Consider the following 24,563-nt stretch of genomic DNA (forward strand, 5'->3'; position numbering starts at 1 on the left):
TCCGTCGCAACGGCGTACATCTCGATGGGGCTCGCATCAAACGTCTCGTTGTCAAAGGGATCCAGGCGGTCCTGGACATCGTTGAAGATAAAGTCGTAGCCGACGATAGAGCCCGTGGCCGCAAACGACGCGGCGCCCATGAAGCGGTTGTCGTTACAGAAAGCCAGGTTGATGCGGTTGGCACGGCCGATCTGGTGCGACTTGTAGTTCACGCCATTGAGGGCGCCGGCCGATACACCGTAGACAGCCGGAATCTCGACGCCAGCCTCCATGAGAACGTCGAGCACGCCCGCAGTAAACTGCCCGCGAAAACTGCCGCCCTCCAAGACGAGCGCGACCTTGCCGGCGTTCTTTGCCTTATCTTCTGCAGTCATATTGACCTCCTGCGATTACGTTTTGACTTTCTTCTACCCAGTTTTGGGATGGAGGGCGCGCAGGTTTTGGAGGTGAGAAGATGGAGCGGATAGCGCGTCCCAGTTTGAGGCGGGATTCCGGGATGCGCTTTCCGCTTGGACCGCCGCTGGGAAAGCGCGTCCCGTTCTGAGCGCGGATTCCGGGATGAACTTTCCGCTAGCCATTCATTTGGAAACTGCATCCCATTCCGAACGAAGATTCCGGGATGTGCTTTCCGCTTGAGCTGCCATTGGGAAAGCATGTCCCACTCTACGGCTCGATTCCGGCTCGCAGTTTCCGCTTGAGGCGCCATCCGGAAACTACGTCCCAGTCTGAGCGCGGATTCCGGGACGTGCTTTCCGCCTGGGCTGCCATCGGGAAAGCGCGTCCCACTCTGCGTCACTGAGGCGTTTTCTTTACGCCCGCGCCCTGCATAGAGTTCGATTCTCCGCGGTGCGGGGGATCCGTTGATGGGTTGAGGCCGGGGTAAGACGCCCGATCGGCATCGCATCTATATCTGGCTGGAGCTTTGCGCGGAGAATCCGCGTGTTCGCTTCGCGAACACGCACCGGCTTCGGCCGCCTGTCGGCGTCCTCGCCCGCGGGCTAAAAACGCTTAGCGTTTTCTTTACGCCCGCGCCCTGCATAGAGTTCGATTCTCCGCGATACGGACTAGAAATAAAAAGGCAGGTAGATATAAGTATCTACCTGCCTGTTACTTATGGTGGAGCTGGCGTTCATTCGGTCGAACACCTCGCCACCTGGACCTATAGCGCCAGGCAGCGACGGATTATCGCCCAAGCCGGCAGAATCGTCAAACGTGAACGCCACGCGCAGGCCGTCGTCATCGTCGGGGCCGCCCAGCACCACGCGCGCCACGAACGTGCGCAGAAGCTGCGCGTCGTCCACCTCGGCGGCGGCCATGCCCTCAAGCCAGAACAGCGCGCGGTCGTAGTCAAGGCGGGCGGCCTCAAGGGCCTCGGCCGTGCGCAGCTCGTCCTTGAGGAGCGCCTGCCGCTGCTTCAGCGCGTCTATGCGCTCCTTGCCGCCCGGCGGCGCGATGCCCGACTCGATGGCCGCCCATATGTTGGAGAACGCCGTCTCGATCTTGGCCAGCTCGCCCTTTATGGTCTCGCTCAAGGGCTTCTCGTCGGCGCGCTCCTCCTCGGCGTCGGCCAGCATGCGAGCGATGCGCTCGCGGCTGTCGGCGCTGCCCAGGGCCTCGCGCACGGCGTCGGCCACGCGCTTCTCCACGACATCGCGGCGCACGGTGCGCCCGCAGCTGCGGCAGCGGTAGTAGTGATAGGGCCTGCCCGACTTGCCCGTGCCGCTGGTGCCGGTCATCAGCCCGCCGTCGCGCCCGTCGTAGAGCTTGCCAGTGAGCGGGAAGTCCCACGCTTCGGTCTTGGCGCGGGGCCTGTGCGAGTCCTCAAGCATCCGTATCACCCTCTCCTCGTCATCCATGGGAACGATGGCGGGCATGCCGCCGGGCACGACCACGCCCGCGTAGCGGTACTCCCCGCCGTTCTCCCGCCGCATCAGTATGCGGCGCACCGTCTGGAAGCGCCACTTGCCGCCGCGCTTGGTGCGGTACGGCTCCCAGGCGCGCACCACGTCGGCCACCGACTTGCCCGACAAGACCATGCGCACGCCCAGGCGGATGGCGGCGGCCTCCTCCTCGTTGACCACGTAGCGCCCGTCCACTATGTCCCAGCCGTAGCGCACGCAGCCGTTGGCCATGCACCGCTCGGCGTTCTTCTGTATGCCGTCGCGTATGCGCTCGCCGTCGAGCGCGCTCTCGTACTCCGCCAGCACCTCCAGCATGCCCAGCTGCAGCACGCCCGCCGAGCCGTCCGAAATGTCCTCGCCCGCGTACAGTATCTCGACGCGGCAGCGGCGCAGCATGATGCGCGCCATGGCCATCTCGTCGCGGTTGCGCATGATTCGGGTAACTTTATATATGACCACGAAATCGAACAGCCCTCGCTTGGCGTCGGCCATCATGCGCTGGAACTCGGCGCGGTCGGTGTTGGTGCCCGTCTGCGCGAAGTCGCAGTACGTGGCCACCACGCGCAGGTCGTTCTCGGCGCAGTAGGCGCGGGACTTCTCCACCTGTATCTCTATGGACTCGCCGCGCTGGTTGTGGCTCGAGAAGCGGGCGTATATCGCCGCGCGCCCGCCCACGGCTACTCCATCTCGTCGGCGGCCTGGAACCACACCACCGTGCCGATCACGCGCACGGGTCCGTCGTCCATGCCGAAAATCATGTCCTCGTAGTCCTCGAAGCTATCCGCCGACAGCATCAGCTTGGTGCTGCCCTTGTACCAGCGGCGCATGACCGCGCGGTAGTCCTCGGTCTCCACCACGGCGATGGACCCGTTGGCGGGCTGGCGGTCGGGGTCGACCAGCACGTGGCTGCCCTCGGGTATGACGCGGTTCATGCAGTCGCCCTCGACCTCCAGGGCGAACGCGCGCGGATGCCCGGCGCACACCGAGGCGGGCACCTCAACGCGGTGCGCTATCTCCTCCTCGTCGGCGAGCGCGCCGGCGTGCACGCGCCCGAGCGTGAGCAGCGGCACGGTGGCGCTGCTGGCCACCACGGGCATGGCACCGGCGGGCATATAGGAGCTGCCCTTGGGCTTTTTGGTCACGGGGTCAATCTGATCCATTCCGCCGTCTTCTATAAGGTGTGACTTACTAATCTGATAGCAGGCCGCCATGCGCTCAATAGCTCCCATACGGGGTTCGGAGCGGCCATTTTCCCACTGCGAAACGGCGTTACCTGTTACACCTGCAATCTCACCCAGTTCATCCTGGGTAACGTCGAAAATCTGCCGTAACTTCTTTATGTTGTCGGATATCGGCATCTTAACTCCTTCCAGGACTTAAATTTATTTTCAATTTTACCAAAATTAATCTTGACCGTGTTCTGAAGATTAATTACAGTTATGGACAGAAAGGAGGGAGTATGAAGTCACTCAAGCAGGCGCGCATGAGCAAGGGCGTAACCAAGAAGGCAATGGCTGAACATCTGGGCATTTCAGGACCTACATACGATGTTTATGAAGACCACCCCGACCGTATGCGCATCGAGACGGCTAAAAAGGCCGCCGACTTCTTGGGCTACAAACCCGAAGAAATTTTTTTCGCTTCAAACTGTAATTAGATTTACCTATCAGAAAAGGAGACACACCATGACCACCAAGAGCCACCAGCCCGAGTTCGCCGCCGAGATCATCGGCAAAACGCTCGACTACCTCACCGACGACCGCAAGCGCGTGGCCGTCAACTTCGAGCTGGCCGAGAACGGCTGCATGGAGGAGACGCACGTCAGCCTCAAGCGCCGCATCGCGGCCATGTGGGGCTTCCAGACGAGCGGCATCGAGCTTCTGGAGGCGAGCACGACCTGGTTCGAGCTCGGCGGCATGCAGTTCAACGTCTACAACTCCGTGCAGTTCAGCGTGAACGGCAAGGGCTGGAGCACCGACTTCAAGACCATCGCGCGCGACACCGCGTACGACGAGAAGGAGTAGGCCATGCTGAACGAGGTGACCGTACGGGGGGGGGTTCACCGCCCTCAACGTGAAGAGCGGCAAGTGCGTGCTGCAGTTTGAGCTGGACCCGAAGTTCCGTGACTTCATCCCCAAGCTGGTGGAGTTCACGGGGCAGATGCTCAACATCCACGTGTACGACGACCAGGAGGTGATGTTCGTGGATAGGGACACCGGTGAGGTCGCCTACGAGGACGCCCCGCTGCTTCTGCCGGGCGTCGCGGGCGAATGACCCCGATACAGCGCGCCATGTGCGACGAGTGCGCCGCCATGATGCGCGAGTTCTACAAGGACCCAGAGAACGAGAGGAAGTTCCAGGAATGGAAAAGATCAAGGGAAAGAGGGTGCGCGTCGCAGCCGGCAAGCGAAAGACGCGCACCGCAACGGTTCACTTCCGAACCGAGACCAGTGTAACACCCGAGCAGCGCCGCGAGAGGCTGCAGGCCGTTTTCGCCGCCCTGTTCGTCTGCGCGTGCATCGCCGCCACATGGGCGCTGGAGGCAACAGTATGGCCGAGGTAGACGCCAAGGCCCAGGCCCTCGTGGCCAAGGCGTGCGGCTGGGTTGCCTCGAACCCCGATACATGGGCGAAGCTGCGCCGCATCTGCTACCGCCTGATGCTGGAGGGCCACGTCATCCAGCGCGACAACGTGTACACCCTGGCGTGCCAGAACGGCATGACCGTGAGCGAGGCCAGCGAGTTCAAGCGCGACCACAACCTGTGGAGCGTGCTGTCCCGCTACATGGTGCTGCAGCGCCCCTCCATGCTGGCCGCCGTGAGCTTCCGCCGCACGCCGGTGGACTCCGTGGACCTGGTGGGCACGTGGGAGGCCATCGTGGGCCCAGCCGTTTTCGCCGCCTCCACGCTAACCGAGGCGCAGGGCATCTACGACAGGGGCGCGCAATGAGGTGCACCGTCACGGTCGAGGGCCGAATGCCGAGCCTGAACGACTACATCAGCGCCGAGCGCGCCAACCGCTACAAGGCGGCGGCCATGAAGAAGCGCGAGACGGCGCGCGTGAGGGCGGCGGTCATGCAGCAGCGAGCGCCGCGCTTCGAGCGCCGGGTGACCGTGCGCACCACGTTCTACGAGCCCGACATGCGCCGCGACGCCGACAACGTGGGCTTCGCGCGCAAGTTCGTGCTCGACGGCCTGGTGGCGGCGGGCGTAATCAAGGACGACTCCCGCAAGTACGTGGAGCAGTGCCCCGACAGGGTGCTCACCGACAGGGCGCGCCCCCGCGTGGTCGTGGAGGTGAGCGACGAGTGACCCGCCGAGACAAGGGCAGGCCGCACAGGGCGTGGCGCAAGGCCGACCTCGACCGCATAGCCGAGCTGGCGGGAAAGGTGCCCGCCCGCGAGATTCGCCGCGAGCTGCGGCTGTCCAAGAACCAGTTGGATAACGCGCGGCGCGTGATCAACGCCAGCGGCGGCCACGTGTCCCTGCGCTGCTACCGCCACCGCCTGGAGCTGTGCCCGTCGTGCGGGTGCCGCAGGGCGACCCTCGGCAAGGACGGCATCTGCGAACCGTGCAGACGCCAGCAGCAGCTTGAGGCCATAGAGGCCCGCATAGCCGAGCTGCTGCCGAGGCTGACCGCAGAGGAGCGCCGCACCTACGAGCGCACCGAGTGCGGCCGAGAGAGCCGCGCCGACCCCATGCCGCAGGCCCCGGACACCTCGGGCATGAGCCGCTACGCCGCCGACAAGGCAGCAGAGGCGCACGACGAGGCCATGGAGCGGTGGCTGTGCCGTTACCTGTACCGCAGGGTCAAGGCGGCGCAGAAGCGCAAGGAGCGCATAGAGAAAAAAGTTCCGAAATCCTGAAAAGTTTTTATCACTTTTAGTTTTCCCAGTTAGGAGACCCAAATGCTCACGGAAATCATCAGCAAGACCGTCGCGGACAAGACGGTGGACAGCATCCTGAAGCGCATCGAGCGCGCCGTCCCCGTGCCCGAGCCGGGCGACGGCGGCTTCGACGCCGCCATGCGCCAGGCGTTCAACATGGGGGCCGCCTGCATGGCCGCGCAAATCAAGAACGGCCCCGTGCCCACCAAGCGCATCGCGCTCATGGGCGAGGTTGCCCGCGTGGCGTGCCGCGCCCGCCTGGTGGGCATGGAGTGCCGCGTGGTCGTAGACGAGGAGGCCCGCGCATGCAATCGCTAGAGGAGGTCGCGATCTGCGACGTGTACCCCTACGAGCGCGCCGACGGCGAGCCGATGAACCCGCGCGACTTCACCACCAGGGAGAGCGCCGAGCACATCGCGGGCCTGGCCGCGCAGTTCAAGGCCAACCGCCTCAACCCCGGCCAGCCCGTCATGAAGCCCATCCTGTACAAGGAGGGCGGCATCTACTGGATCATCGACGGCGAGTGCCGCGTGCGCGCCATGCGCTCCATCGGCACCGAGCGGTTCCTGGCCGAGGTCTACGACGACCTGGACGACGCCGAGCTGGCGCGCGTGGAGGCCGCCAAGGCCATGGTGGAGACCGACGCCAAGCTGGGGCTGACCGCCGAGGAGAAGTCGCGCGGCGTGCAGACCATGCTGGCGCTCGACATTCCCGACGAGGAGGTGGCCGTGGCCGCCCGCACCGATGCGGGCACCGTGGCCAAGGCGCGCCGCGCCGCCCGCAGGGTGCAGGACGCCGCCTACGACATGACGCTCGACCGCCTGGCGGCCATCGCCGAGTTCGAGGGCGACGACGAGGCCGTGGCCGAGCTGCGCGACTGCAAGCAGTCCGAATGGCAGCGCGTGTACGCCGGCCTGAAGGCCGAGGCCGAGCAGAGGCGCAACCGCGCCGAGGTGGTGGCGGTGCTTGCCGACGCGGGCGTCGAGTTCGTCGACGAATGCCCCGAGGGCTTCGCCGCATGCCGCACGTTTTCCGACTACCGCCCCGACCTGGCGGCGCTGGACGCCTACGTGGCCGACAACGCGGGCGCGGGGCTTCTGGCCGAGGAGACGCCGTTCGGCGTGACCCTGCTGGCGCCGGTGGCCGAGGGGGCCGACGAGGCCGCACAGGCCGCAGCCCAGCGCAAGGCCGACTTCCAAGCCGCCTACGAGGACGGCGCGAAGGCCCGCCGCGAGTGGCTTGCCGCCCACGCGGGCGACCTCAAGTCGATGCGCCGCACGGCTCTGGCGCTGACCGCGTTCGCCATGGAGGCCGAGGCCGTGGAATCGTTCGAGGAGTTGCTGGGCCGACCCATCGACCGCACGCCCACCGAACTGGCCGTGGCCATGGGCTGGCGGGCAGCGTGGAGCATGAGCGGCTGGACGGCCTGGAGCCTCATGGAAGGCGGCAGCTCCGTGTACTTCAACCGAGCGACGGTCGAGAACGTGACCATCATCTACGAGGCCATGAAGGCCGACGGCTACGAGCCGAACGCGGCCGAGACGGAAACCTACGAGGCGTGCATGGCGCGCCTGGGAAGCGAGGAGTAAATGAGCGAAGCAGTTGAGGCCGAGATCATCGAGCCCGAGGAGGCGTCAGAGCTGACCGTGGCGTACTCCCCCGCCGTGATCGAGGCCAACTTCGACGCCCTGGAGGCGCACGTGCGCAGGCTGGTGGCCGACTACGAGGGCGCGACCTACGACATGGGCAAGGACGAGAACGTGAAGGCCGCCAAGCGCGACCGCGCCTACCTCAACGGCATCGCCAAGGAGATAGACGAGCGCCGCAAGGCCGTGAGCCGCGAGTACACGAAGCCCCTGGCCGCGTTCGAGGACAGGTGCAAGGCCGTGGCGGGCATCGCGAAGCAGGCAGCCGACGGCATCAAGGCGCAGCTGGACGAGGCCGAGGAGGAGCGCCAGCTGCGCGCGTACGCCAAGCTGCGGGAGCACTACGAGGAGTTCGCCGGGCTGCTGGCCCCCGTCGTGCCCTATGAGCGTTTCCACGAGAAGCAGTGGACCAACAAGACCTTCGGCGAGGTGAAGGCATTCAAGGCCCTGGAGGCCAAGGTAGAGCGCCTGGCCCAGGACTGGGAAACCCTCAAGGCGCAGTTCCAGGGCGAGCCGTTCTACGACGAGGCCGAGCGCGAGCTGTTCGCCACCCTGGACCTGGGCGCGGCCATAACGGCGGCGCACAAGGCCGAGGAGGAGCGCCGGCGCATCGCCGAGCTGAAGGCGGCCATGGAGCCGGAACCCGTGGAAGAGCCCGAACCCGAACCCGAAGCGATGCCCGAGCCTGCGGAATGCCAGCCCGCAGAGTTCCCGCAGCCGCTTGAGCAGATGCCCGAGCCGCAGCCCGCGCCCATGCCCGCCCCGGTGCCGCCAGCGCCGCCCGCACCGGCACCCGTGGCCATGGCGGGCGACCCGTGGACGGTCGTGGTGCCGTGCGCCACGCGCGAGCAGATGCAGGGCGTCGCGGCGGCCCTCAAAGCGCAGGGCGTCGTGGGCACCATCATGCACGGCACGGTGGGCCAGGTTTACGAGCGAATGAACGGAGGCTACTAGCATGACCCAGGAACAGCAGCCCATCGACCTCATGGCGGCCGTTGCCCGCGTGCAGCGCGCCGTGGTGGTGCCCAAGGCCAAGTACAACGCTTTCGGCAAGTTCAGCTACCGCAGCTACGAGGACATAGTGGCCGCGCTGAAGGAGCCGTGCGCCAAGGAGGGCCTGGCGTTCTTCATGACCGACGAGCTGGTGCAGATAGGCGACCGCTACTACGTGAAGTCCACGGCGTGCGTGTTCCCCGCCGAGGGCGGCGAGGGCCTGCTGCAGGTGAGCGCCTACGCCCGCGAGGACGAGCACAAGAAGGGCTCGGACGACGCCCAGGTGACCGGCATGGCGTCGAGCTACGCCCGCAAGTACGCGCTGTGCGGCGCATTCGCCATCGACGGGCAGAGCGATCCCGACGCCATGGAGGAGCAGCCCGCGCCCGAGGAGAAGCAGCCGCCCGCAGACGGCCCCTTCACGGCCCACTGCCGCAGCTGCGGGGCGCGCTACCAGTTCGCCAGCATGCCGCAGTACATGGAGTTCGTGGCCAACAGCCCGTGCTGCCCGCGCCCCGACTGGCAGGTGGAGTAGATGCAGGCGCTCACCGAGGAGCTGGACGAGCTGACCGACAGGCTGGAGGCCGAGCTGAAGACCTGCAAGGAGTCGGGCTGCCAGTACGCCGAGAACGAGGCCGAGTACCGCAAGGCCCTGCGCATCGCCATCCTGAACGAGCGCCAGAAGGGCACGCCCGTCACCATCATCGGCGACGTGTGCCGGGGCCAGGAGCAGATAGCGGAGGCCAAGCGCCGCCGCGACTGCTCCGAGGCCATCTACAAGGCCTCGCAGGAGGCCATCAACGTAATCAAGCTGCGTATCCGCATGGTAGACGCGCAGATCACCCGCATCTGGAACAGCGGGGACGTAACCCAAGGAGGGTATCTATGAGCATCAACCGCGTGTGCATATCCGGCAACCTGACCCGCGACCCCGTGCTGCGCTCCACGTCTGGCGGCATGTCCGTGCTGTCCATGGGCGTGGCCGTCAACGACCGCCGCAAGAATCAGCAGACCGGGCAGTGGGAGGACTACCCGAACTTCGTGGACTGCACGCTGTTCGGCACCCGCGGCGAGAAGCTGGCGCAGTACCTCGCCAAAGGCAGCAAGGTGGCCATCGAGGGCAAGCTGCGCTACCGCAGCTGGAACGACCAGCAGACCGGTCAGAAGCGCAGCGCGCTGGAGGTCGTGGTGGACGAGCTGGAGTTCATGAGCGGCCAGCAACAGCAGCAGGGCTACGCGCCGCAGCAGTACGCGCCCCAGGCGGCCCCGCAAGCGCCGCAGGCCCGCACGTACGGCCAGGGACGCCCCGCCCCGGCACCTGCGCCGCAGCAGCCCGCCTACGCGCCGCAGCCGGCCACTCAGCAGGCGTACGCGCCGCAGCAGCCCGCGCCGCAGCAGCAGGCCATGCCGCAGCAGCAGGCCATGCCCGATCTGTACGACGAGGATATCCCGTTTTAGGGAAGGCGACGGCGACACTATGGGCATGGTTATACACGACGACTTCTGGGCGGCCGCGCAGGCCATGCCCGAGAAGCAGCGCGCGCCGTTCATCTACGCCATCGTCGAGTACCGGTTTACGGGCAAGGAGCCGCAGGGCAGCCCCGCGTGGCTGCCTACCTTCCTGGTGCTCAAGGGCAGGCTCGACATGGGCGACGAGAAGAGCGAGCGCGCAAGGAAGGCGGCCAACGCCCGCTGGGGCAACAGGCCGGGGAAGGAAGACGCGGTGGACGATGCGGCGGCACGGGCGCAAGCCGATGCGCAAGCACATGCGGGAGCATATGCTGATACAGATGCAGCCGCACATGCGCAAGCAGATGCGGATGCACATGCAGGCGCATCGAGTTGCGGCAATGCAGAGGTTGAGGTTGAGGTTGAGTATATAGATAACCCCTTAATCCCCTTTGACGAAATCGTGCATGCGCTCAACGAGGCAGCCGGCACCCGCTACCGCTCAAGCAGCGCCAAGACCCGCAGGCTGATACACGCCCGCTGGGCCGAGGGCTACCGCCTCCCCGACTTCCTGGCCGTCATCGACACGATGGCGGCCGAGTGGGCGGGCGACCCGAAGATGGCCAAGTACCTGCGGCCCTCCACGCTGTTCTCGCCGAAGTTCGAGGACTACGTGAACCGCGGCCCGAGGACCCGGAAGGAGGTCGACGGCTATGCCGAGTACGACTGAGTGCCCCCACTGCGGGGCGCAGCTGGAGGTCCGCTACGTGGTGCTGGCTGGCCGCCGCACCTTCTGCGGCTGGAAGCCGTGCGGCTGCCCGGGTGCCGTGGCGGAGCGCGACGAGCGTTCGCGCCTTGAGGCCAGGGCCAAGGCCGAGGAGGCCGCAGCCAAACGCCGCCGGGCCTACGAGCGGGCCGGAATCAAGCCCCGCTTCATGACAGCCGCCTCCCCCATGGCCGAGGGCATTGCCGCGAAGGTTGAGCAAGGGCGCGGGGCGTACATCTGCGGCCCCGTGGGAACCGGCAAGACCCACCTGGCGAGCGCCGTGGCGCGGCTCCTGGTGGACGGCGGCACCAGCGTGAGGGTGACCGACATGCTGGGCGTGCTGGCCGCCATCAAGGGCACCTACGGCGGCGACGGCACCGAGGACGGCGTGCTGTCCAGGCTCTCCCGCGTGGGGTGCCTTGTGCTGGACGACCTGGGCAAGGAGTCCCCCACCGACTGGACGCTGGGGCAGGTGTTCCGCGTCGTGAACGACAGGTACGAGAACATGAGGCCCGTGGTCGTGACCACGCAGTACGGCAAGGGCGACCTCATACGCCGCCTGGCCAAGAACGGCGACGAGGAGACGGCGGTGGCCATCGTGAGCCGCCTGTCGGAGATGTGCGACAAGTACGAGCTGCAAGGCAAGGACAGGAGGCTATCGAATGGCAAACGTTGACACGCTGCCCGAGATCCTGCGCCCCCTCATGGAGGGGCCGAGCATCGAGACGCCCAGGTGTGGCGCGCCGTGGCCGCTCAACCGCCACCACATCGTGAGGCGCGGGGCGGGCAAGCTGTTCCGCGACGGGCGCGAGGTTCCCAAGCCCACGGTGATGCTGTGCGGCAGCGGCAACGGCAGCGGCTGCCACGGGCTGGCGCACGCCAACCGGCTGCACTTCCGCTGGGTCAGGGCCGAGCAGAGGTTCAACCGCCCCGCCCCGCCGGGCTCGGGGCACTGGGAGTACCTGCTGCTGCCGGAACCGACCAAGTACGCGGATGCCCTGGCCATGGACGGCTGGGGTCGGCTGCCGAGGGACAGGCGGTGCATGTGAGCGGGTACGAGCCTTCAAGCGGGTGGAACCTCCCGCCCGGTTGCTTCGAGTCCGACCCCAGGGCACCGTGGAACCGGCCCGACCCGTGGGAGGGCCGCACGTGCCGGGAGTGCCGCTTCTGCGGCCGCGTGCAGGGCGCTGGCGGCGAGGCCGTGTGCGCCTGCGACGCCATGACTGGCGGCGGCCCCGACGTGGAGGCGGTAGACGAGACAAGCGAGGCATGCGAGTGCTTCGAGTTCGAATAGGAGACGAAACGATGAAGAAGATCTACGCGGTGGCCACGGAGAGCGACGTGGTGCTGGCGTTCGAGAGCAGATCGGACGCAGACGAGTACGCAGGCGAGCACGACGGCATGGCGGTGCTGCCGGTGCCGTGCGTGGGGGCCTACGAGTACCCCAGCGAGAAGCCGGCCACCGACTGGGACCGAATCGCCGACGCTCTGCCGAAGGGAGGCGAGCAGGCATGAGGCTGTACATGTGCGCATGCGAACGCTGCGGCAAGGAGGTGCCGGCGACCCCGGCGGGTTACGCCAAGATGGTGCTGGGGAACAGCGCGCGAATCGACGGCAAGGCAAGGGCCTTGTGCCCGGAGTGCGCCGAGAGCCTGCGGGCGTGGTTCCTCGCAGGCGCGGCGAAGCCGGAAGGAAGGGAGTAGCCATGGGAATCATCTGCGAGACCTGCGGGCGCGATATCGACGCCCTTGGGCAGGACAACATGGGCGTGGACGCGCCGCTGTGCGAGGACTGCTGGAACGAGCAGCAGGGCCACGCGGTGGCCACGCTGAGGCGCGAGGTTCGCAACCTGAGATTCAAGAACGCCCGGCTGCGTGAGGAGCTGGACGCCGCGACCGAAGAGACGGCCGTGCGGAACCTGCGCCAGGGCATCGAGACGGCCTACGAGCCGAACCGCGAGCGCGCCCTGGCGCTCACGAAGCTGGACGAGTGCGAGTTGTGGCTGGGGCGCTGCGAGCTGAGGGAGACAGCGTCACCGACGCTCAAGGGCGCGGCCCAGGACGCCGCCATGCCTTGCCTCAAGGCCGAAGAGGCGCGCGGTTTCGCGATGCCCGACGTGAACGTGGAGGTGAAGGCCGAGGTAACGGCCGAGGAGTTGGCCAAGAGCCTGCGCGAGGTCATGCAGCCGGCCATGCGGATGGCGGTGGAGTAGCCATGGAGCAGCAGACCGAGAAGCCGAAGCGCCGACCCAGCATCGAGGTGCGCTGCCCGAAGTGCGGCATGCGCGAGATCTGGCACCACCTGCCCAGGGGCGGCGACCGCTGCCGCTGGTGCGGCCACCTGTTCGAGGACTTCACCTACCGCAAGGTCGGGCCGAGCGCGAAGGAGGGGGCGCGATGACGAACTGGGAGCACCTTTTCGGCACGCCCGAGCGGGCCATCCACACGGAGACGGAGTTCCACTCGTGGCCCTTCTTCATCGCCGTGTATGAGACGAGCCGCATGAGCAGCTGCACTACCAGCAAGCGGCTGCTGGCCAGCTTCTGCGAGGAGGCCGACTACCTGGAATGGCTCAAGGCCGAGTACGACGACGGCACCGTCGAGTGGGAGGAGCGATGAACCGCCCGGGATGCAACTGGGGGTGCCTGCTGTTCATAGCGGCGGCGATCGCCATAGACGCGGCGGCCATCTACGCCATAAGGGCGCTGGCGCTCGGGCTCATGGCCATGGCCGTGGCGGCGTGCGGATAGGGGCAACCGAATACGGAAACAGGCAGAGGGCCGTCCTTCGGGGCGGCCTTTTCCGTGCCCGGCGACACGCTTGCGACCATATGGGCCGAGAGATAGGAGACGCATGGCGAGAGGCGAGACATACGAGGAGTTCACGGCAAAGTTCGAGCCGAAGAGGACGACGGACGACTGCTACACCCCGCCCGAGGTGTACGACTGCGTGCTGCGGTGGGCGCACCGGGAGTACGGGTTCGACCTGGCGAAGGTGGCGCGCCCGTTCTATCCGGGCGGCGACTACGAGCGCGAGGAGTACCCGCAGGGCTGCACGGTGGTGGACAACCCGCCGTTCTCCATCCTGAGCAAGATCGTCAAGCACTACCAGGAGCGCGGCGTGGGCTTCTTCCTGTTCGCCCCCACCCTGACGTGCATGAGCATCCGCAACTGCTGCAAGGTCGTGACGGGCGTCGGCGTGACGTACGCCAACGGCGCAAGCGTCAACACGTCGTTCGTGACGAACCTCGACCCCGCCCAGGCTCGCAGCGCGCCCGACCTGCGCTCCGAGCTGAATGCCGCGATAGAGCGCCTGCGCCGCGAGAAGGCCAAGGCGCTGCCGAAGTACGAGTACCCGGACGAGGTGCTGACCGCGCCCATGCTGGCGCGCTACTCCAAGTACGGCATCGACTTCCGCGTGGGGCCGCAGGAGTGCAGCTTCACGAGGGCGCTCGACGCGCAGCGCGTGCAGAACAAGGCGATATACGGCAGCGGCTACCTCATATCAGAGTGTGCAGCCGCAGAGCGTTTCGCGCTTTCGCCGCGCGAGCGCGATGTGATCGCGTCGCTTGGCTAGCGCGAAACTAATCAGGAAGGAGGCCGCAGGTGCCCAAGAAGGACAAGCCGCTCACGGCGAAGCAGGAGGCGTTCGCCCGCGAGATGGCCAAGCCCCGCGCCAAGCAGCAGGACGCGTACCGCGCGGCCTACGACTGCAAGCGCATGAACTACAACTCGATAAGCTGCGCCGCCTCCAAGCTGATGCGCGACCCACGAATCGCGCACAGAATCCAGGAAATCCGCGACGCGGCCGCCAAGGACTGCCGCTGGGAGCTGCAGGACGCGGCCGCCCCGCTGTTCGAGGTGCTGGACGGCGCGCTGCCCATCTTCCGCCGCCAGGCGGCCGAGGGCAGCATCAACGGCGACGCGCGCCTGGCCATAACCGAGAGCGTGAAGCTGCTCAACGACATGTTCGGCGTGGACGGCGCGAAGGCCGCCATGGCGGAGGCGGGGGTGACCATCGTTGACGACCTCGGTTAGGCTCTCGGACGTCGTGGCCTCCGTGTTCGCCGGCGTGTGGCGCTCCATCAAGGCGCACGAGTTCACGCACTACTGGTTCAAGGGCGGGCGCAACTCCACCAAGTCGTCGTTCATATCCATCGCCATCGTGCTGCTGATCATGCTCAACCCGGAGGCCAACGCCGTCGTGCTGCGCAAGGTCGGCAACACGCTGCGCACGTCCGTGTACGAGCAGATAGGCTGGGCGTGCGACGTGCTGGGCGTGGCGCACCTGTTCGACTTCGGCCTGTCCCCCATGGAGGTGACGTACCGCCCCACCGGGCAGGTCATACGCTTTGTGGGATGCGACAAGCCGAAGAAGCTGAAGTCCGCGAAGTTCCGCACCGGCTACTGCGCCGTGGTGTGGTTCGAGGAGGTAGACGAGTTCGACGGCATGGACGAGGTGCGCAGCGTGCTGGCCACGTTCCTGCGCGGCGGCGACATGTTCTGGGTGTTCTACAGCTACAACCCTCCCCGCTCGGCTCGCAACTGGGTGAACAAGGAGGCGCGCGACCTGGAGGCCCACCCGGGCGAGGACGGGCGCTTCATATGCCACACCACGTACCTGGACGTCATAGACGAGCACCCCGAGTGGATAAGCGCCGCGGCGCTGGCGGAGGCCGAGCGCAGCCGCCGCAAGACGCCCGACTCCTACCGCTGGCAATGGCTCGGCGAGGTCATCGGCACGGGCTCCGAGGTGTTCCCCGACGAGCTGCTGGACATACGCCCCATCACCGCGGAGGAGCGCGCGTCCATCGCCCTGCGCTCGTTCGGCGTGGACGCGGGCAGCGTGCACCCCTGGGTGTTCATGGAGGCGGGCTACGACGAGAACGAGCGCGTGCTGTACCTGCTGGACGAGGAGAGCCGCCAGGGAACCGAGGCCATCGACGTCAAGACCGCCGAGCTGGTGGCGGCCAAGCTGCAGGCGGCCGAGGACCCCGCCGCCGACGTGTGGTGCGACAGCGCGGCGCGCGGCATGATCCTCTACTACCAGGAGCAGGGCATCGGCGCGCAGAAGTCGCTCAAGCAGGGCCTGAACGCGCCCAAGAGCCGCATCAGGTGGATGCAGAACCTTACGCGCATAGTCATCGACCCCGACCGCTGCCCGCTCGCCGCCAAGGAGTTCCCCGAGTTCGAGTACGTGTCGAACGGGCAGGGCGACATAACCGAGACACTGCCGAAGGTGAACGACGACGCGATAGACGCGGCGGGCTACGCCGCAGGACTGTGGATAAGGAGCAACCTCTGATGGAGAAGCGAGGCAACACGGGCTACGCCGAGGCGTGGCTGCGCCGCATGGGATACCAGCCGGACACCCGCATGCAGGGCATGGTGGGCGTCTGGTTCGGCTGGTTCGCGGCGAACAACGGCTGGTACCACTACAGCGAGCGGCGCGGCTTCCGCGTGTACAAGCGCGAGCGCGCCAGCCTGCATCCGGCGGCGCTCGTGGCCGACGAGTGGGCCAGTCTGCTCATGAACGAGAGCACGATCATCTCCAGCACGAGCGACGAGCGCCGCGCCTGGATGGCGCGCTACTTCGCCAACCCCAAGGCGACGGGCGGCGTCGGCGACGAGGGGCACGAGGACGGCCAGGCCGCGCCGCAGCCGACAGAGGACGGCGACGCGCCCACATCGTTCGCCATGGACAACGCCGACTTCATAGCCCGCGCGTTCGCCATGGGCACGGGCGCGTGGGTCATCGAGCCGCGAGGCGTGACCGACAGCGCCTACACGCCCGACGCCGAGCTGCGCATCGTGCGCTACGACGCCACGCAGATAGTCCCGCTCACGTGGAGCGCCGACGACTGCACGCAGTGCGCGTTCGTGGGCCGCGTGGAGGTCGCCGGGCGCGACTACGACCAGTGCCAGGCCCACGTGCTCAAGGGCGGCACCTACCACATCCTCACGCAGCTGTTCGACACCAAGACGCACAAGCAGGTGGCGGTCGAGGGCATCAGCGCCGACATGGACACGCGCTGCACCCGCCCGCTTTTCGCGCTGGTGCGCCCCGCCGTGTCGAACCGCTTCTACGACTACTGCGCGATGGGCGCGAGCGTGTACTGCAACGCCGTGGGGGCCATGAAGGTGGTCGACGAGGCCGCCACCTCCCTGCTCGACCACATTCGCGTGGGCCGCCCGCGCACGTTCGTGGACAAGACCCTCATAGAGTCCAAGACCGACAAGGGGCCGGACGGCAGCCTCACGAAGACCTACTACGCCTTCGGCGAGGCCGACGACACCATCTTCAGCATGAACCCCGGCGACGAGGGGTCGGCCAAGATTCAGACCGTTCAGAGCGACCTCAAGGCCGACGAGAACGCCAGCGCCATCAACACGGGCCTGCGCCTGCTGTCGGTGGCGTGCGGCTTCGGCAACGGCTACTTCTCCTGGGAGTCGCACACGGGCCTGAAGACCGCCAAGGAGGTGGCGGCCGACAACTCGCAGCTGATGCGATCCATCCACCGGCACGAGAACGCCCTGCGCAAGTCCATCGTGCGCCTCGTGAACGGCATGGCCGACGCGTGCCGCAGCATCAAGGGCGAGGCCGTGCCCTACGGCGACGTCACCGTGGACTTCGACGACTCCATCATCAGCGACACGCAGAGCGCGCGCGAGATGGCCATGAGCGAGGTCGGCGCGGGCATCATGGCCCCGTGGGAGTACCGCCGCCGCTTCTACGGCGAGACCAGCAACGAGGCCAAGGCCAACGTGCCCGAGCAGCAGGGCGGCGCGTTCGACATGCTGGGCGACGGGCTCGCCTGATGCTGGGGCCGGACTACATAGAGCACTTCACCGACGCAGCGCAGGGGGCCATGGACGAATACGCCCTGCGCCTGGTGTGCATCTACGCCGCGCTCATAGGCTCCATCGACTTCGAGGGCGACAGCGCCTACTCGCAGGCCGCCCGCAGGGCGGCGCTTGCCGCCAAGGACGTGCAGAAGGCCATGAACGAGGAGGGCCGCAGAGCCGCGCGCGAGGCTGCCAAGGCTGCGGCCGAGGCCGTGGCCAAGAGCGCCGAGGCCGACCTGGCCACGCTGGGCACGGCCATGGGCGCGCTGTCCAAGACGATGCAGTGGAGGCTGCACAACTCAGCGCGGACCACGGCGGCGGGAGTGCAGGACGTCGTGAGCCGCGACAACCTGAAGATGCCCGCCAACGTGCAGCGCGCCTACCTCGAAGTCGTGGCGCAGGCCGTGGCTCGGGTGAACTCGGGCATGGCGGGCTACGAGCAGGCCACCCGCGAGGCCGTGCTGAAGCTGGCGCGGCGCGGCGTGTCCGTCGTGGACTACAAGAGCGGGGCGTGGGCGCAGGCCGACGTGGCCATGCGCCGCCACATCCGCACCCAAGCGGTGCAGGCGGGCAGCCGCAACACGCTGGAGCTGCTTGAGGAGACCGGGCACGACCTCGTGCAGACCTCCTCGCACGGCGGGGCGCGCGAGAGCCACGCCAAGTGGCAGGGCCGCGTGTTCAGCCTGTCGGGCAAGTCCAAGAAGTACCCGCCGTTCTACCGCGAGACGGGCTACGGCTCTGTCGATGGCCTGTGCGGCGCGAACTGTAAGCATGACTTCGGCATCTACGTGGAGGGCCAGCCGCTGCGCTACGAGCGCGACCCCGACGGAGGCGACGAGAAGCGCGAGAAGCGATACCAGGCCAGCCAACAGCAGCGCGCCATCGAGCGCGAGGTGCGCACCACGAGGCGCGAGGCCGCCGCGCTCGAAGCGGCTGGCATCGACAACACCAAGGAGCGCATGAAGCTGAGCAGACTCCAGCAGAAGCGCCGCGACCTCGTGACGAAGTACCCGCACCTGAACGCAGAGCACGGGCGCGAGAACCCCTACGAGACGGGCAGCAAGGTGTACGCCCTCACCCGCCAGAAGGTGAGCCGCACGGCCTACATGGCGCACCCGAACACCAAGGCGCTCATAGCCGAGGCAGGCGTGAGCCAGAAGCGCGTAGGCGAACTGGTCAAGGCCAGCGGCGATGGCTTCGAGCTGAAAACCGCAGCAGAGCGCCGCGCGGCGCTGGACAACGCCATCAAGCGCGCCAAGGCCGAGAAGGAACGCGACCGGCGCGTGGCGAACGCCGCAGCCATGGAGGTGCACGTAGACAAGCAGGCCAAGCACATCGCGGGCAGCCGCCAGCACGAGCAGTACGTTGCGAACCTGAAGCGCAAGGGCGGCGCGTACAAGGAGCCGAGCGGCATCACGGTGACGCTTGAGGAGGTGCGCGACCTCATAGCGAAGCATGCGGGCACGGGCACGGCGCAGACCACCAGAAGCGGCAAATGGAGCGGGCGCGAAACATGCGACGCCGGGCGTGTGATCGGCTACGTGATAGGCGATAATGGGGAGCACATACCGACGACGCGCTTCACCATCCACTACGCCGACGGCGACGTGCACATAGTCCCGACCAAACCAGAGGAGGCACAGCAATGAACCTGAACGAAACGCTGAAATACTACGGCAAGCAGGTGCGGGTGACGTGCACCGACGGCGAGGAGTACCGGGGCAGGTACGACTGGTACCAAAGCGACGCCGAATCGCTAGACGAGCCCAATGCCATCGGCATAGAGGGCGCGGGCATCATCACCGAGATACCCATCGACGAGGTGGCGAGCATCGCCGCCCTGTAGCGAAGCAACGGCAACCGAACAGCGACACGGCATCAAGGCCGCCCACCACGGGCGGCCTTTTCTTTTGCCTGGCGACACCTCGGGGAAGATGCAGGCACGCGATGGGGCGGCGACAACATGCCCCGCACGCGACCACGGCGACAACGGTGGGCCATCCAAGCGCGCAGGGAAGCGCGACAACCAAACACGGAAGGAGCAAGCGATGGCTGAAGACAACAAGCCCCAGGGAAACGAGGGCGGCGAAGGCCAGCAGACCGAGCCCCAGAAGGAGGTCGTGTCCTACGCGAAGTACAAGCGCGAGACCGACGAGTACCAGGAGCAGGTGAAGGCCCTCAAGGCCGAGCTGGAGCAGCGCGACAAGCAGATCGAGGAGTTCACCTCCAAGGCGGGCAACGCCGAGGAGCTGCAGGCCGCGCTCGACAAGGCCAAGGCCGACAACGAGGCGTACAAGGCCGACGCCGAGAAGCGCGAGGCCGACATGCGCCGCGACTTCGCCATCGACACCAAGCTGACGCAGATGGGGGTGCGCAACGCCAAGGCGGCGCGCGCGATCATCCCGAACATCGCCGACGCGAAGCTGGACGAGCAGGGCAACCTCACGGGCATCGACTTCGAGGCCCTGAAGAAGGACAACGCCTACATGTTCACCGACCAGCCCCGCGAGAGCGCGGGCGGCGACCCCAAGGGCGGCGCAGGCTCCGACGGCCTGGCCGACTTCCGCGCAGCTTTCGGACTCACCGACGAATCTACGAAGGAGTAAATCATGCCAAACAGCATCGAACTGCCCAAAGGCTACGAGAACGTACTCATGGAGGCGTACCGCAAGGAATCCCTGACCGCCGTGCTGGAGAGCGCCGCGCCGCAGGGCAACATCGCGCAGATGGAGCAGCTGGGCGAGTTCTACTACCCCGTCTACTCCATGGGCGGCCTGGGCGACGTGCAGGCCAACGGGCGACTGCCGCAGAACAGCGGCGCGTCCCTGACTTGGAAGCCCATCAGCGCCAACTACGACCGCGGCACCATCCTGGAAATCGACCAGAAAGTGGACGCCCAGTCCTTCAACCTGGCGTTCGGCAACGCCGCCGCGCACTTCAACCGCACCAAGGTGGTGCCCGAGGGAGACGCGTTCGTGTTCTCCACGCTGTGCGCGGGCACCGGCATCACCAAGGAGCAGAAGACCTACGCCGACGGCGCGGACATGCTCAAGGGCCTGAACGCCGCCATGTGCGACATGGACGAGAAAGAGGTGCCGGAAGAGGGCCGCGTGCTGTTCATCACCCCCACCCTGCTGGGTATGGTGAAGGACCTGGACACCACCAAGTCCCGCGAGGCGCTGGACGGCTTCTCCTCCATCGTGAAGGTGCCGCAGTCCCGCTTCTACAGCGCCATCGACCTTTTGGACGGCACCACCAAGGACGAGGAGATCGGCCACTACAAGAAGGGCACCGGCGCGGTGGACATGAACTTCCTCATTGTCCACAAGGACGCCGTGGTGCTGCGCTGGAACTTCGCGCACGGCAAGGTCATCGACGCAGAGGACAACCAGCAGGGCTTCGGCCACCTGTTCAAGTACCGCAAGTACGGCGTGTGCGGCGTCCGCGAGAACCTGGCGCACTACATCACCGCAGGCATGAAGGCGGCGGCCTAGGAAGGAGGCGCGACATGCGCACAGTTGGACTGGCCTTCGAGAAGGAGGCCCCGAAGAAAGCCAGGCCCGCCAAGGGCAAGGCGGAAAAGCCCGAGGCGAAGGCCGCAGACGGGCAGCCCGCCGAGAAGGCAGAAAAGCCCGAGGCGGCCGAGGACGATGGAAACTAGAGCCCCGACCCACGAGGACTACCTGGCAGCCGGGCGCGGGGAGCTGTCCGCCGAGGAGTTCGAGGCGGCGCTCCCCCACGCGCTGGCCTGGGTGCGCGACCTGATCTTCCCCAACGAGCCGGACGGCTCAAAGGAGTGGGCGCAGGCGGTCATGGCGGCCTGCGAGGTCGACGCCGCGTACGGATGCTCGGGCGGGGCCATGGAGGGCGGCGGGTTCACCGTCGGCTCATTCACGTGGTCGCCCGGCACCGAGCAGGCCAGCACCTACCGCAGCGACATGGAGGCCGCCGTCCGCCGCGAGCTGCTGGGCACGCCGCTGCTCTATACGGGCATCGGGGGCGCGAGATGATGCGGGTGCCGCGCTCGGCGCGGCCCTCCACCATGTCCGTCAAGGTGCCCAGGGATGGCGGCTACGGCGGCGAGTTCGAGCAGCCCGTCGAGGTGCGCCGCGTGCGCTTCGAGCCCGTCTCGGCGTGGCTCGTGCGCGAGTACGCCCTGGGCGACGGCGCGCAGGGCCTCGTGATAGCGGACGGCGCGGACAGCCCCGGCATGTTCGACGTGCCAGTGGGCAGCCGCGTGAGCATCGACGGGGGCGAGTGGATGAACGTGGCGAGGTGCACGCCCCGCCGCGCGTTCGGCACCCGTCCCCACCACTGGGAACTGGAGGTGAGGTAGCCATGCCCGCAGCAGTTACGGTCGACCTGACCAAGCTCATGAAGCGTTTCAGCGCGAAGGAGCTGGAGGCCAAGCAGGTGAAGTTCGCCATGAGCGTGGCCGAGGACATGAACGCGTTCACGCCAGAGGACACCAAGCGCATGCACAACTCCATGCAGGCCGCCTCCGACTTCAGGCAGGGCCTCGTCATATGGGACGCCGACTACGCCGCCTACGTGCGCGACCTGCCCGACAGCTCCATCAAGCACGGCAAGAACCCGAGGGCCAAGGCCGACTGGCCGAAGGCCGCGAAGGAAGCGCACGGCGAGGACTGGGAGCGCCTGGCCGTCGACCTCCTGACCGAGGGGGCGTGACATGGCCCCGGACGTGATGGAGGCGGCGAAGGCCGCCATAGAGGCCCTGGGCTACGGCCCGGTGCTCCTCACCCGCCTGGCAGCATCGCGCGGCCACGACGACGCGGTGGTGCTGAGGCCCATGCCCACGGCCGACGCGGTGCGCCACATGGACGGCACCCGCCGTGTCGGATACGTGCTGCAGGTCATCGTGAAGGACACCTCCGAGGCCAAGGCCATGGGCGACGCCTACGACCTGGCCGACGCGCTGGACGGGGCCGACCTGTCCTCGCCCACCGGCTCCTACGGCTTCACCAGCGCGGCGCTGTACACAGAGCCGCAGGAGATAACGCCGCCGGAGGGCGGGCCGTACCTGTGGGAGTTCCGAATCAAAGCGACCATAACCATAGAGAAGGGATAACGATGGCAAAGAAACAAGACCTGGGCTTCGCGCCCAACTACATGAGCGCGCTGGAGATCGACACCACGCCAGACGCGGCCAGCCCCACGTGGGCCATCTTCTCGCGCGGCATCACCGAGGTGAAGCCGACCACCAACGAGACCACCGAGACCAAGGACTACTACGACGGCTACGGCACTCCCACCGACAAGGTGAAGAGCGTGCAGCCGCAGTACGAGGTCACAGGCGACCGCTGCTACGGCGACCCCGCGCAGGACTTCGTTGCCAGCCTGGCGCTTGAGACCGGCGAGGGCCGCACGGGCCACTTCCGCCACACCGACCCCAACGGCGACGTGGTGGAGGGCGACTGCACCTACCTGGGCCTGACCGTCGGCTCGCAGCAGGGCGCGGCGTCCGACCCCGGCGCGTTCTCCTGCACAATCTCGGGCGCTGGCGCTATGCGCTACATCCCCGCCAACAAGCTCAAGCAGCCCACGGGCGTCACCTGCACCGCGCCGACCGGCCCGTCCGTGGGCAAGTCCATGAAGCTCGCGCCGACCGTCACGCCCGCCGAGGCGAACGCCAAGTGCTTCTTCGCATCGGGCAACACCGACGTGGCCACCGTCGACAGCGACGGCAACGTGACGGGCGTGGCCGCAGGCGAGGCGGTCATCACCGTGCGCTGCGCGTCCAAGCCGAGCATCTGCACGCAGGTGAAGGTCACCGTGGCGGCGAAGTAGCCGCAGGCGACACCAGACATAACCTCCTGGACATGGGGGCGCGGGCTAGTGAGCGGCCCGCGCCCCTTTTCTATGCCCGACGCTCACCGCTCACGAAAGGGGCAACAAATGGAACTTCTGAAAAACATCCGCGCGTACGAGGACGTGTTCTTCGAGGACCCCGAGGAGAACCCCGACACGCCGCGCTTCCGCGTGTGGTTCGACGACAAGCACATCGAGGAGTACCTGGCCAAGGTCGGCAACGCCATCGACCGCGCGCAGGCCAACGAGCAGATGGCCCGCGAGGCCGACACCCCCGAGAAGGCGGCCGAGGCCAACGCCGCGCAGGCCCGCCTCATGAAGCGCACCATCTCGGCGTTCATCGGCACCGAGGGCTGGGAGCAGCTGCTCGCGTGGATGGGCGGCGACGAGGGCCCCATCGCGCCCGAGGAGAACATCCGCATCCTGGGCGAGGTCTTCGCCACGTTCCTCAACATGTTGGCGCGCCACGCGACCAGCGAGCAGCTGATGGCGTGCGGCCTTGCATACAGCGAGCGCGCCGATCAGGTCCAGGCGCTCAACCGCGCCCAGCGCCGCGCCAAGGCCAAGCGCAAGAAGAAGGGCGGCAAGTAATGCTGCCAGCCGCGCTCACGGCCGAGCGGGTGCGGCTGCCCGACGGCACGAGCGCCACGCGCTACCCGTGGAACGGCGAGGAGGTGCTGGTGCGCGATGACGCGCTCACGATCATCCGCGTCATCGAGGTGCTGACCGACGAGGGCAAGTCCGACGACCAGCGCCGGGACGAGTTCCTGGCGCTGTTCTTCGTGGACTGGGCGGACGCGTGGTGCGCATGCGACTACGACGCCGCCGAGTTCGTGCGGATGCGCGACGCGGCGGTATGGGACATGTGCGGACTCGACCTGACCGGCGACCGCCCGCACGAGACCCCGCTGTGGGACTTGGAGGAGGACGCGGCGCGCATACGCACCAGCTTCCGCCAGGCCTACGGCATCGAGTGGGACGAGGTGCGCGGTCGCATCAGCTTTGCCGAGTTCGTGGCACTCGTGGGCGGCTGCCCGCAGGACACGCCGCTCGGCGCGGCCATCCACTACCGCAACCCGGCGACCAAGCCGAAGCCAACCAAATACAACAGGCAGGAGGTCGAGGCCTGGAACGCCGCCCACAAGGCGTTCGAACTCGGCAAAGGCCGCAGCTCACACGGCTCTGAGGAAGGAAGCGACGCGGCGATGCGCGATGTGTTCGCCGCGCTCAAGAGAGCGACGAGGTGAGC

General features: G+C 67.1%; 42 protein-coding genes and 1 pseudogene. 39 read left to right on the forward strand and 4 right to left on the reverse strand.

What is annotated here, in order from left to right; translation table 11 throughout:
• The 4 genes and pseudogenes from AB5Z54_RS05645 to AB5Z54_RS05660 form a co-directional block, all read right to left on the reverse strand.
• The coding region (locus tag AB5Z54_RS05645) for a patatin-like phospholipase family protein (RefSeq protein WP_368160736.1) at window positions 1-374 on the reverse strand (374 nt) is incomplete at its 3' end.
• A 690-nt stretch (window positions 375-1,064) separates the two neighbouring features.
• Window positions 1,065-2,576 carry a recombinase family protein gene (locus tag AB5Z54_RS05650; RefSeq protein ID WP_368143829.1) on the reverse strand — a complete coding sequence of 504 codons (1,512 nt, stop codon included), beginning with the start codon at window positions 2,574-2,576 and terminating at the stop codon, window positions 1,065-1,067.
• Window positions 2,577-2,578: 2 nt separating this feature from the next.
• Window positions 2,579-3,061 (reverse strand): LexA family protein, encoded by a 483-nt coding sequence (locus tag AB5Z54_RS05655; protein ID WP_229071520.1) that lies wholly within the window; start codon window positions 3,059-3,061, stop codon window positions 2,579-2,581.
• A gap of 36 nt (window positions 3,062-3,097) precedes the next feature.
• Window positions 3,098-3,259 (reverse strand): annotated as a pseudogene (locus AB5Z54_RS05660) (helix-turn-helix domain-containing protein); the annotation flags it as partial.
• A 101-nt stretch (window positions 3,260-3,360) separates the two neighbouring features.
• On the opposite strand from AB5Z54_RS05660, the gene AB5Z54_RS05665 reads away from it, so the two are divergent.
• From AB5Z54_RS05665 to AB5Z54_RS05855, 39 genes are all read left to right on the forward strand, one after another.
• The gene (locus AB5Z54_RS05665; protein WP_117637851.1) at window positions 3,361-3,558 is read left to right on the forward strand and encodes a helix-turn-helix domain-containing protein; all 198 of its coding nucleotides are present in this window, start codon (window positions 3,361-3,363) and stop codon (window positions 3,556-3,558) included.
• A gap of 28 nt (window positions 3,559-3,586) precedes the next feature.
• Window positions 3,587-3,925: a hypothetical protein gene (locus AB5Z54_RS05670; protein WP_368134764.1), complete on the forward strand. Its 339-nt coding sequence runs from the start codon at window positions 3,587-3,589 to the stop codon at window positions 3,923-3,925.
• Between the two features lie 49 nt (window positions 3,926-3,974).
• A complete protein-coding gene (locus tag AB5Z54_RS05675; protein WP_117637853.1) occupies window positions 3,975-4,175 on the forward strand; it encodes a hypothetical protein in 201 nt (66 codons plus the stop codon).
• A gap of 88 nt (window positions 4,176-4,263) precedes the next feature.
• Window positions 4,264-4,464, forward strand: coding sequence for a hypothetical protein (locus AB5Z54_RS05680; protein WP_117637854.1), 201 nt, complete (start codon window positions 4,264-4,266; stop codon window positions 4,462-4,464).
• A complete protein-coding gene (locus tag AB5Z54_RS05685) occupies window positions 4,452-4,850 on the forward strand; it encodes a hypothetical protein (RefSeq protein WP_158551308.1) in 399 nt (132 codons plus the stop codon). Before AB5Z54_RS05680 ends, AB5Z54_RS05685 begins: the two co-directional genes overlap by 13 nt.
• Window positions 4,847-5,212, forward strand: coding sequence for a RusA family crossover junction endodeoxyribonuclease (locus AB5Z54_RS05690; protein ID WP_368134765.1), 366 nt, complete (start codon window positions 4,847-4,849; stop codon window positions 5,210-5,212). Before AB5Z54_RS05685 ends, AB5Z54_RS05690 begins: the two co-directional genes overlap by 4 nt.
• Window positions 5,209-5,766 (forward strand): hypothetical protein, encoded by a 558-nt coding sequence (locus AB5Z54_RS05695; protein WP_117765305.1) that lies wholly within the window; start codon window positions 5,209-5,211, stop codon window positions 5,764-5,766. Before AB5Z54_RS05690 ends, AB5Z54_RS05695 begins: the two co-directional genes overlap by 4 nt.
• Window positions 5,767-5,808: 42 nt before the next feature.
• Window positions 5,809-6,105 carry a hypothetical protein gene (locus AB5Z54_RS05700; RefSeq protein WP_117765307.1) on the forward strand — a complete coding sequence of 99 codons (297 nt, stop codon included), beginning with the start codon at window positions 5,809-5,811 and terminating at the stop codon, window positions 6,103-6,105.
• Window positions 6,093-7,376: a ParB N-terminal domain-containing protein gene (locus tag AB5Z54_RS05705; RefSeq protein WP_368134766.1), complete on the forward strand. Its 1,284-nt coding sequence runs from the start codon at window positions 6,093-6,095 to the stop codon at window positions 7,374-7,376. Before AB5Z54_RS05700 ends, AB5Z54_RS05705 begins: the two co-directional genes overlap by 13 nt.
• Window positions 7,377-8,387, forward strand: coding sequence for a DUF1351 domain-containing protein (locus AB5Z54_RS05710; RefSeq protein ID WP_368134767.1), 1,011 nt, complete (start codon window positions 7,377-7,379; stop codon window positions 8,385-8,387).
• Between the two features lies 1 nt (window position 8,388).
• Complete coding sequence (locus tag AB5Z54_RS05715; protein ID WP_229071509.1) at window positions 8,389-8,961, forward strand: ERF family protein; 573 nt, start codon at window positions 8,389-8,391, stop codon at window positions 8,959-8,961.
• Entirely contained in the window at window positions 8,962-9,315 is a 354-nt protein-coding gene (locus tag AB5Z54_RS05720; RefSeq protein ID WP_117637860.1) for a hypothetical protein, read from the forward strand. It begins immediately after the preceding gene.
• Window positions 9,312-9,884: a single-stranded DNA-binding protein gene (locus AB5Z54_RS05725; protein WP_117765311.1), complete on the forward strand. Its 573-nt coding sequence runs from the start codon at window positions 9,312-9,314 to the stop codon at window positions 9,882-9,884. Before AB5Z54_RS05720 ends, AB5Z54_RS05725 begins: the two co-directional genes overlap by 4 nt.
• A gap of 19 nt (window positions 9,885-9,903) precedes the next feature.
• The gene (locus AB5Z54_RS05730; protein ID WP_368134768.1) at window positions 9,904-10,605 is read left to right on the forward strand and encodes a conserved phage C-terminal domain-containing protein; all 702 of its coding nucleotides are present in this window, start codon (window positions 9,904-9,906) and stop codon (window positions 10,603-10,605) included.
• Entirely contained in the window at window positions 10,589-11,317 is a 729-nt protein-coding gene (locus tag AB5Z54_RS05735; RefSeq protein WP_117637863.1) for an ATP-binding protein, read from the forward strand. Before AB5Z54_RS05730 ends, AB5Z54_RS05735 begins: the two co-directional genes overlap by 17 nt.
• Window positions 11,304-11,690 (forward strand): hypothetical protein, encoded by a 387-nt coding sequence (locus AB5Z54_RS05740; RefSeq protein WP_368134769.1) that lies wholly within the window; start codon window positions 11,304-11,306, stop codon window positions 11,688-11,690. The genes AB5Z54_RS05735 and AB5Z54_RS05740 overlap by 14 nt, the downstream gene beginning before the upstream one ends.
• Window positions 11,687-11,935 carry a hypothetical protein gene (locus AB5Z54_RS05745; protein ID WP_147336072.1) on the forward strand — a complete coding sequence of 83 codons (249 nt, stop codon included), beginning with the start codon at window positions 11,687-11,689 and terminating at the stop codon, window positions 11,933-11,935. The genes AB5Z54_RS05740 and AB5Z54_RS05745 overlap by 4 nt, the downstream gene beginning before the upstream one ends.
• 11 nt (window positions 11,936-11,946) lie before the next feature.
• Window positions 11,947-12,156, forward strand: a complete 210-nt coding sequence (locus AB5Z54_RS05750; protein WP_152067355.1) for a DUF3110 domain-containing protein — start codon at window positions 11,947-11,949, stop codon at window positions 12,154-12,156.
• Window positions 12,153-12,344: a hypothetical protein gene (locus tag AB5Z54_RS05755; protein ID WP_368134770.1), complete on the forward strand. Its 192-nt coding sequence runs from the start codon at window positions 12,153-12,155 to the stop codon at window positions 12,342-12,344. Before AB5Z54_RS05750 ends, AB5Z54_RS05755 begins: the two co-directional genes overlap by 4 nt.
• A 2-nt stretch (window positions 12,345-12,346) precedes the next feature.
• Entirely contained in the window at window positions 12,347-12,853 is a 507-nt protein-coding gene (locus AB5Z54_RS05760; protein WP_368134771.1) for a hypothetical protein, read from the forward strand.
• A gap of 2 nt (window positions 12,854-12,855) precedes the next feature.
• Window positions 12,856-13,041: a hypothetical protein gene (locus AB5Z54_RS05765; RefSeq protein ID WP_368134772.1), complete on the forward strand. Its 186-nt coding sequence runs from the start codon at window positions 12,856-12,858 to the stop codon at window positions 13,039-13,041.
• Window positions 13,038-13,259: a hypothetical protein gene (locus AB5Z54_RS05770; RefSeq protein WP_118349161.1), complete on the forward strand. Its 222-nt coding sequence runs from the start codon at window positions 13,038-13,040 to the stop codon at window positions 13,257-13,259. The genes AB5Z54_RS05765 and AB5Z54_RS05770 overlap by 4 nt, the downstream gene beginning before the upstream one ends.
• Window positions 13,256-13,390, forward strand: coding sequence for a hypothetical protein (locus AB5Z54_RS05775; RefSeq protein WP_264297873.1), 135 nt, complete (start codon window positions 13,256-13,258; stop codon window positions 13,388-13,390). Before AB5Z54_RS05770 ends, AB5Z54_RS05775 begins: the two co-directional genes overlap by 4 nt.
• A 103-nt stretch (window positions 13,391-13,493) precedes the next feature.
• Window positions 13,494-14,216 carry a hypothetical protein gene (locus AB5Z54_RS05780; RefSeq protein ID WP_368134773.1) on the forward strand — a complete coding sequence of 241 codons (723 nt, stop codon included), beginning with the start codon at window positions 13,494-13,496 and terminating at the stop codon, window positions 14,214-14,216.
• A 29-nt stretch (window positions 14,217-14,245) separates the two neighbouring features.
• Entirely contained in the window at window positions 14,246-14,677 is a 432-nt protein-coding gene (locus AB5Z54_RS05785) for a hypothetical protein (RefSeq protein WP_117765325.1), read from the forward strand.
• A complete protein-coding gene (locus tag AB5Z54_RS05790; protein ID WP_117765327.1) occupies window positions 14,661-15,944 on the forward strand; it encodes a PBSX family phage terminase large subunit in 1,284 nt (427 codons plus the stop codon). Before AB5Z54_RS05785 ends, AB5Z54_RS05790 begins: the two co-directional genes overlap by 17 nt.
• Window positions 15,945-16,168: 224 nt before the next feature.
• Window positions 16,169-17,458 (forward strand): phage portal protein, encoded by a 1,290-nt coding sequence (locus AB5Z54_RS05795; protein ID WP_368160738.1) that lies wholly within the window; start codon window positions 16,169-16,171, stop codon window positions 17,456-17,458.
• 50 nt (window positions 17,459-17,508) lie between these two features.
• A complete protein-coding gene (locus tag AB5Z54_RS05800) occupies window positions 17,509-19,134 on the forward strand; it encodes a phage minor capsid protein (protein WP_368134775.1) in 1,626 nt (541 codons plus the stop codon).
• Window positions 19,131-19,331: a hypothetical protein gene (locus AB5Z54_RS05805; RefSeq protein ID WP_271748655.1), complete on the forward strand. Its 201-nt coding sequence runs from the start codon at window positions 19,131-19,133 to the stop codon at window positions 19,329-19,331. The genes AB5Z54_RS05800 and AB5Z54_RS05805 overlap by 4 nt, the downstream gene beginning before the upstream one ends.
• Window positions 19,332-19,533: 202 nt before the next feature.
• A complete protein-coding gene (locus tag AB5Z54_RS05810; protein ID WP_368134776.1) occupies window positions 19,534-20,091 on the forward strand; it encodes a phage scaffolding protein in 558 nt (185 codons plus the stop codon).
• A gap of 3 nt (window positions 20,092-20,094) precedes the next feature.
• Entirely contained in the window at window positions 20,095-20,979 is an 885-nt protein-coding gene (locus AB5Z54_RS05815) for a hypothetical protein (protein ID WP_368134777.1), read from the forward strand.
• Window positions 20,980-20,993: 14 nt separating this feature from the next.
• A complete protein-coding gene (locus AB5Z54_RS05820) occupies window positions 20,994-21,146 on the forward strand; it encodes a hypothetical protein (protein WP_368134778.1) in 153 nt (50 codons plus the stop codon).
• Window positions 21,136-21,495 carry a hypothetical protein gene (locus AB5Z54_RS05825; RefSeq protein WP_368134779.1) on the forward strand — a complete coding sequence of 120 codons (360 nt, stop codon included), beginning with the start codon at window positions 21,136-21,138 and terminating at the stop codon, window positions 21,493-21,495. Before AB5Z54_RS05820 ends, AB5Z54_RS05825 begins: the two co-directional genes overlap by 11 nt.
• A gap of 32 nt (window positions 21,496-21,527) precedes the next feature.
• A complete protein-coding gene (locus tag AB5Z54_RS05830) occupies window positions 21,528-21,821 on the forward strand; it encodes a putative minor capsid protein (protein WP_368134780.1) in 294 nt (97 codons plus the stop codon).
• A 2-nt stretch (window positions 21,822-21,823) separates the two neighbouring features.
• On the forward strand, window positions 21,824-22,174 hold the full coding sequence (locus AB5Z54_RS05835) for a minor capsid protein (RefSeq protein ID WP_118349157.1): 351 nt from the start codon (window positions 21,824-21,826) through the stop codon (window positions 22,172-22,174).
• Window position 22,175: 1 nt separating this feature from the next.
• Complete coding sequence (locus tag AB5Z54_RS05840; RefSeq protein WP_161160593.1) at window positions 22,176-22,574, forward strand: phage tail terminator protein; 399 nt, start codon at window positions 22,176-22,178, stop codon at window positions 22,572-22,574.
• 2 nt (window positions 22,575-22,576) lie between these two features.
• Window positions 22,577-23,293 (forward strand): phage tail tube protein, encoded by a 717-nt coding sequence (locus tag AB5Z54_RS05845; RefSeq protein ID WP_368134781.1) that lies wholly within the window; start codon window positions 22,577-22,579, stop codon window positions 23,291-23,293.
• Window positions 23,294-23,401: 108 nt separating this feature from the next.
• On the forward strand, window positions 23,402-23,905 hold the full coding sequence (locus AB5Z54_RS05850) for a hypothetical protein (protein ID WP_158573936.1): 504 nt from the start codon (window positions 23,402-23,404) through the stop codon (window positions 23,903-23,905).
• Window positions 23,905-24,561, forward strand: coding sequence for a Gp15 family bacteriophage protein (locus AB5Z54_RS05855; RefSeq protein WP_161160595.1), 657 nt, complete (start codon window positions 23,905-23,907; stop codon window positions 24,559-24,561). The genes AB5Z54_RS05850 and AB5Z54_RS05855 overlap by 1 nt, the downstream gene beginning before the upstream one ends.
• Window positions 24,562-24,563: the final 2 nt, after the last annotated feature.

The sequence above is a fragment of the Collinsella aerofaciens genome, assembly GCF_040910185.1.
Taxonomy (GTDB): domain Bacteria; phylum Actinomycetota; class Coriobacteriia; order Coriobacteriales; family Coriobacteriaceae; genus Collinsella; species Collinsella aerofaciens_BF.

What these genes read in the sequence shown, in the direction of transcription:
- AB5Z54_RS05655 (WP_229071520.1), bottom strand. Translation starts at nt 3,061, where the DNA reads ATGGATCAGATTGACCCCGTGACCAAAAAGCCCAAGGGCAGCTCCTAT.
- AB5Z54_RS05665 (WP_117637851.1), top strand. Translation starts at nt 3,361, where the DNA reads ATGAAGTCACTCAAGCAGGCGCGCATGAGCAAGGGCGTAACCAAGAAG.
- AB5Z54_RS05670 (WP_368134764.1), top strand. Translation starts at nt 3,587, where the DNA reads ATGACCACCAAGAGCCACCAGCCCGAGTTCGCCGCCGAGATCATCGGC.
- AB5Z54_RS05680 (WP_117637854.1), top strand. Translation starts at nt 4,264, where the DNA reads ATGGAAAAGATCAAGGGAAAGAGGGTGCGCGTCGCAGCCGGCAAGCGA.
- AB5Z54_RS05685 (WP_158551308.1), top strand. Translation starts at nt 4,452, where the DNA reads ATGGCCGAGGTAGACGCCAAGGCCCAGGCCCTCGTGGCCAAGGCGTGC.
- AB5Z54_RS05690 (WP_368134765.1), top strand. Translation starts at nt 4,847, where the DNA reads ATGAGGTGCACCGTCACGGTCGAGGGCCGAATGCCGAGCCTGAACGAC.
- AB5Z54_RS05700 (WP_117765307.1), top strand. Translation starts at nt 5,809, where the DNA reads ATGCTCACGGAAATCATCAGCAAGACCGTCGCGGACAAGACGGTGGAC.
- AB5Z54_RS05705 (WP_368134766.1), top strand. Translation starts at nt 6,093, where the DNA reads ATGCAATCGCTAGAGGAGGTCGCGATCTGCGACGTGTACCCCTACGAG.
- AB5Z54_RS05710 (WP_368134767.1), top strand. Translation starts at nt 7,377, where the DNA reads ATGAGCGAAGCAGTTGAGGCCGAGATCATCGAGCCCGAGGAGGCGTCA.
- AB5Z54_RS05715 (WP_229071509.1), top strand. Translation starts at nt 8,389, where the DNA reads ATGACCCAGGAACAGCAGCCCATCGACCTCATGGCGGCCGTTGCCCGC.
- AB5Z54_RS05720 (WP_117637860.1), top strand. Translation starts at nt 8,962, where the DNA reads ATGCAGGCGCTCACCGAGGAGCTGGACGAGCTGACCGACAGGCTGGAG.
- AB5Z54_RS05725 (WP_117765311.1), top strand. Translation starts at nt 9,312, where the DNA reads ATGAGCATCAACCGCGTGTGCATATCCGGCAACCTGACCCGCGACCCC.
- AB5Z54_RS05730 (WP_368134768.1), top strand. Translation starts at nt 9,904, where the DNA reads ATGGGCATGGTTATACACGACGACTTCTGGGCGGCCGCGCAGGCCATG.
- AB5Z54_RS05735 (WP_117637863.1), top strand. Translation starts at nt 10,589, where the DNA reads ATGCCGAGTACGACTGAGTGCCCCCACTGCGGGGCGCAGCTGGAGGTC.
- AB5Z54_RS05740 (WP_368134769.1), top strand. Translation starts at nt 11,304, where the DNA reads ATGGCAAACGTTGACACGCTGCCCGAGATCCTGCGCCCCCTCATGGAG.
- AB5Z54_RS05750 (WP_152067355.1), top strand. Translation starts at nt 11,947, where the DNA reads ATGAAGAAGATCTACGCGGTGGCCACGGAGAGCGACGTGGTGCTGGCG.
- AB5Z54_RS05755 (WP_368134770.1), top strand. Translation starts at nt 12,153, where the DNA reads ATGAGGCTGTACATGTGCGCATGCGAACGCTGCGGCAAGGAGGTGCCG.
- AB5Z54_RS05760 (WP_368134771.1), top strand. Translation starts at nt 12,347, where the DNA reads ATGGGAATCATCTGCGAGACCTGCGGGCGCGATATCGACGCCCTTGGG.
- AB5Z54_RS05765 (WP_368134772.1), top strand. Translation starts at nt 12,856, where the DNA reads ATGGAGCAGCAGACCGAGAAGCCGAAGCGCCGACCCAGCATCGAGGTG.
- AB5Z54_RS05770 (WP_118349161.1), top strand. Translation starts at nt 13,038, where the DNA reads ATGACGAACTGGGAGCACCTTTTCGGCACGCCCGAGCGGGCCATCCAC.
- AB5Z54_RS05775 (WP_264297873.1), top strand. Translation starts at nt 13,256, where the DNA reads ATGAACCGCCCGGGATGCAACTGGGGGTGCCTGCTGTTCATAGCGGCG.
- AB5Z54_RS05780 (WP_368134773.1), top strand. Translation starts at nt 13,494, where the DNA reads ATGGCGAGAGGCGAGACATACGAGGAGTTCACGGCAAAGTTCGAGCCG.
- AB5Z54_RS05795 (WP_368160738.1), top strand. Translation starts at nt 16,169, where the DNA reads ATGAACGAGAGCACGATCATCTCCAGCACGAGCGACGAGCGCCGCGCC.
- AB5Z54_RS05800 (WP_368134775.1), top strand. Translation starts at nt 17,509, where the DNA reads ATGGACGAATACGCCCTGCGCCTGGTGTGCATCTACGCCGCGCTCATA.
- AB5Z54_RS05805 (WP_271748655.1), top strand. Translation starts at nt 19,131, where the DNA reads ATGAACCTGAACGAAACGCTGAAATACTACGGCAAGCAGGTGCGGGTG.
- AB5Z54_RS05810 (WP_368134776.1), top strand. Translation starts at nt 19,534, where the DNA reads ATGGCTGAAGACAACAAGCCCCAGGGAAACGAGGGCGGCGAAGGCCAG.
- AB5Z54_RS05815 (WP_368134777.1), top strand. Translation starts at nt 20,095, where the DNA reads ATGCCAAACAGCATCGAACTGCCCAAAGGCTACGAGAACGTACTCATG.
- AB5Z54_RS05820 (WP_368134778.1), top strand. Translation starts at nt 20,994, where the DNA reads ATGCGCACAGTTGGACTGGCCTTCGAGAAGGAGGCCCCGAAGAAAGCC.
- AB5Z54_RS05825 (WP_368134779.1), top strand. Translation starts at nt 21,136, where the DNA reads ATGGAAACTAGAGCCCCGACCCACGAGGACTACCTGGCAGCCGGGCGC.
- AB5Z54_RS05830 (WP_368134780.1), top strand. Translation starts at nt 21,528, where the DNA reads ATGTCCGTCAAGGTGCCCAGGGATGGCGGCTACGGCGGCGAGTTCGAG.
- AB5Z54_RS05835 (WP_118349157.1), top strand. Translation starts at nt 21,824, where the DNA reads ATGCCCGCAGCAGTTACGGTCGACCTGACCAAGCTCATGAAGCGTTTC.
- AB5Z54_RS05840 (WP_161160593.1), top strand. Translation starts at nt 22,176, where the DNA reads ATGGCCCCGGACGTGATGGAGGCGGCGAAGGCCGCCATAGAGGCCCTG.
- AB5Z54_RS05845 (WP_368134781.1), top strand. Translation starts at nt 22,577, where the DNA reads ATGGCAAAGAAACAAGACCTGGGCTTCGCGCCCAACTACATGAGCGCG.
- AB5Z54_RS05850 (WP_158573936.1), top strand. Translation starts at nt 23,402, where the DNA reads ATGGAACTTCTGAAAAACATCCGCGCGTACGAGGACGTGTTCTTCGAG.
- AB5Z54_RS05855 (WP_161160595.1), top strand. Translation starts at nt 23,905, where the DNA reads ATGCTGCCAGCCGCGCTCACGGCCGAGCGGGTGCGGCTGCCCGACGGC.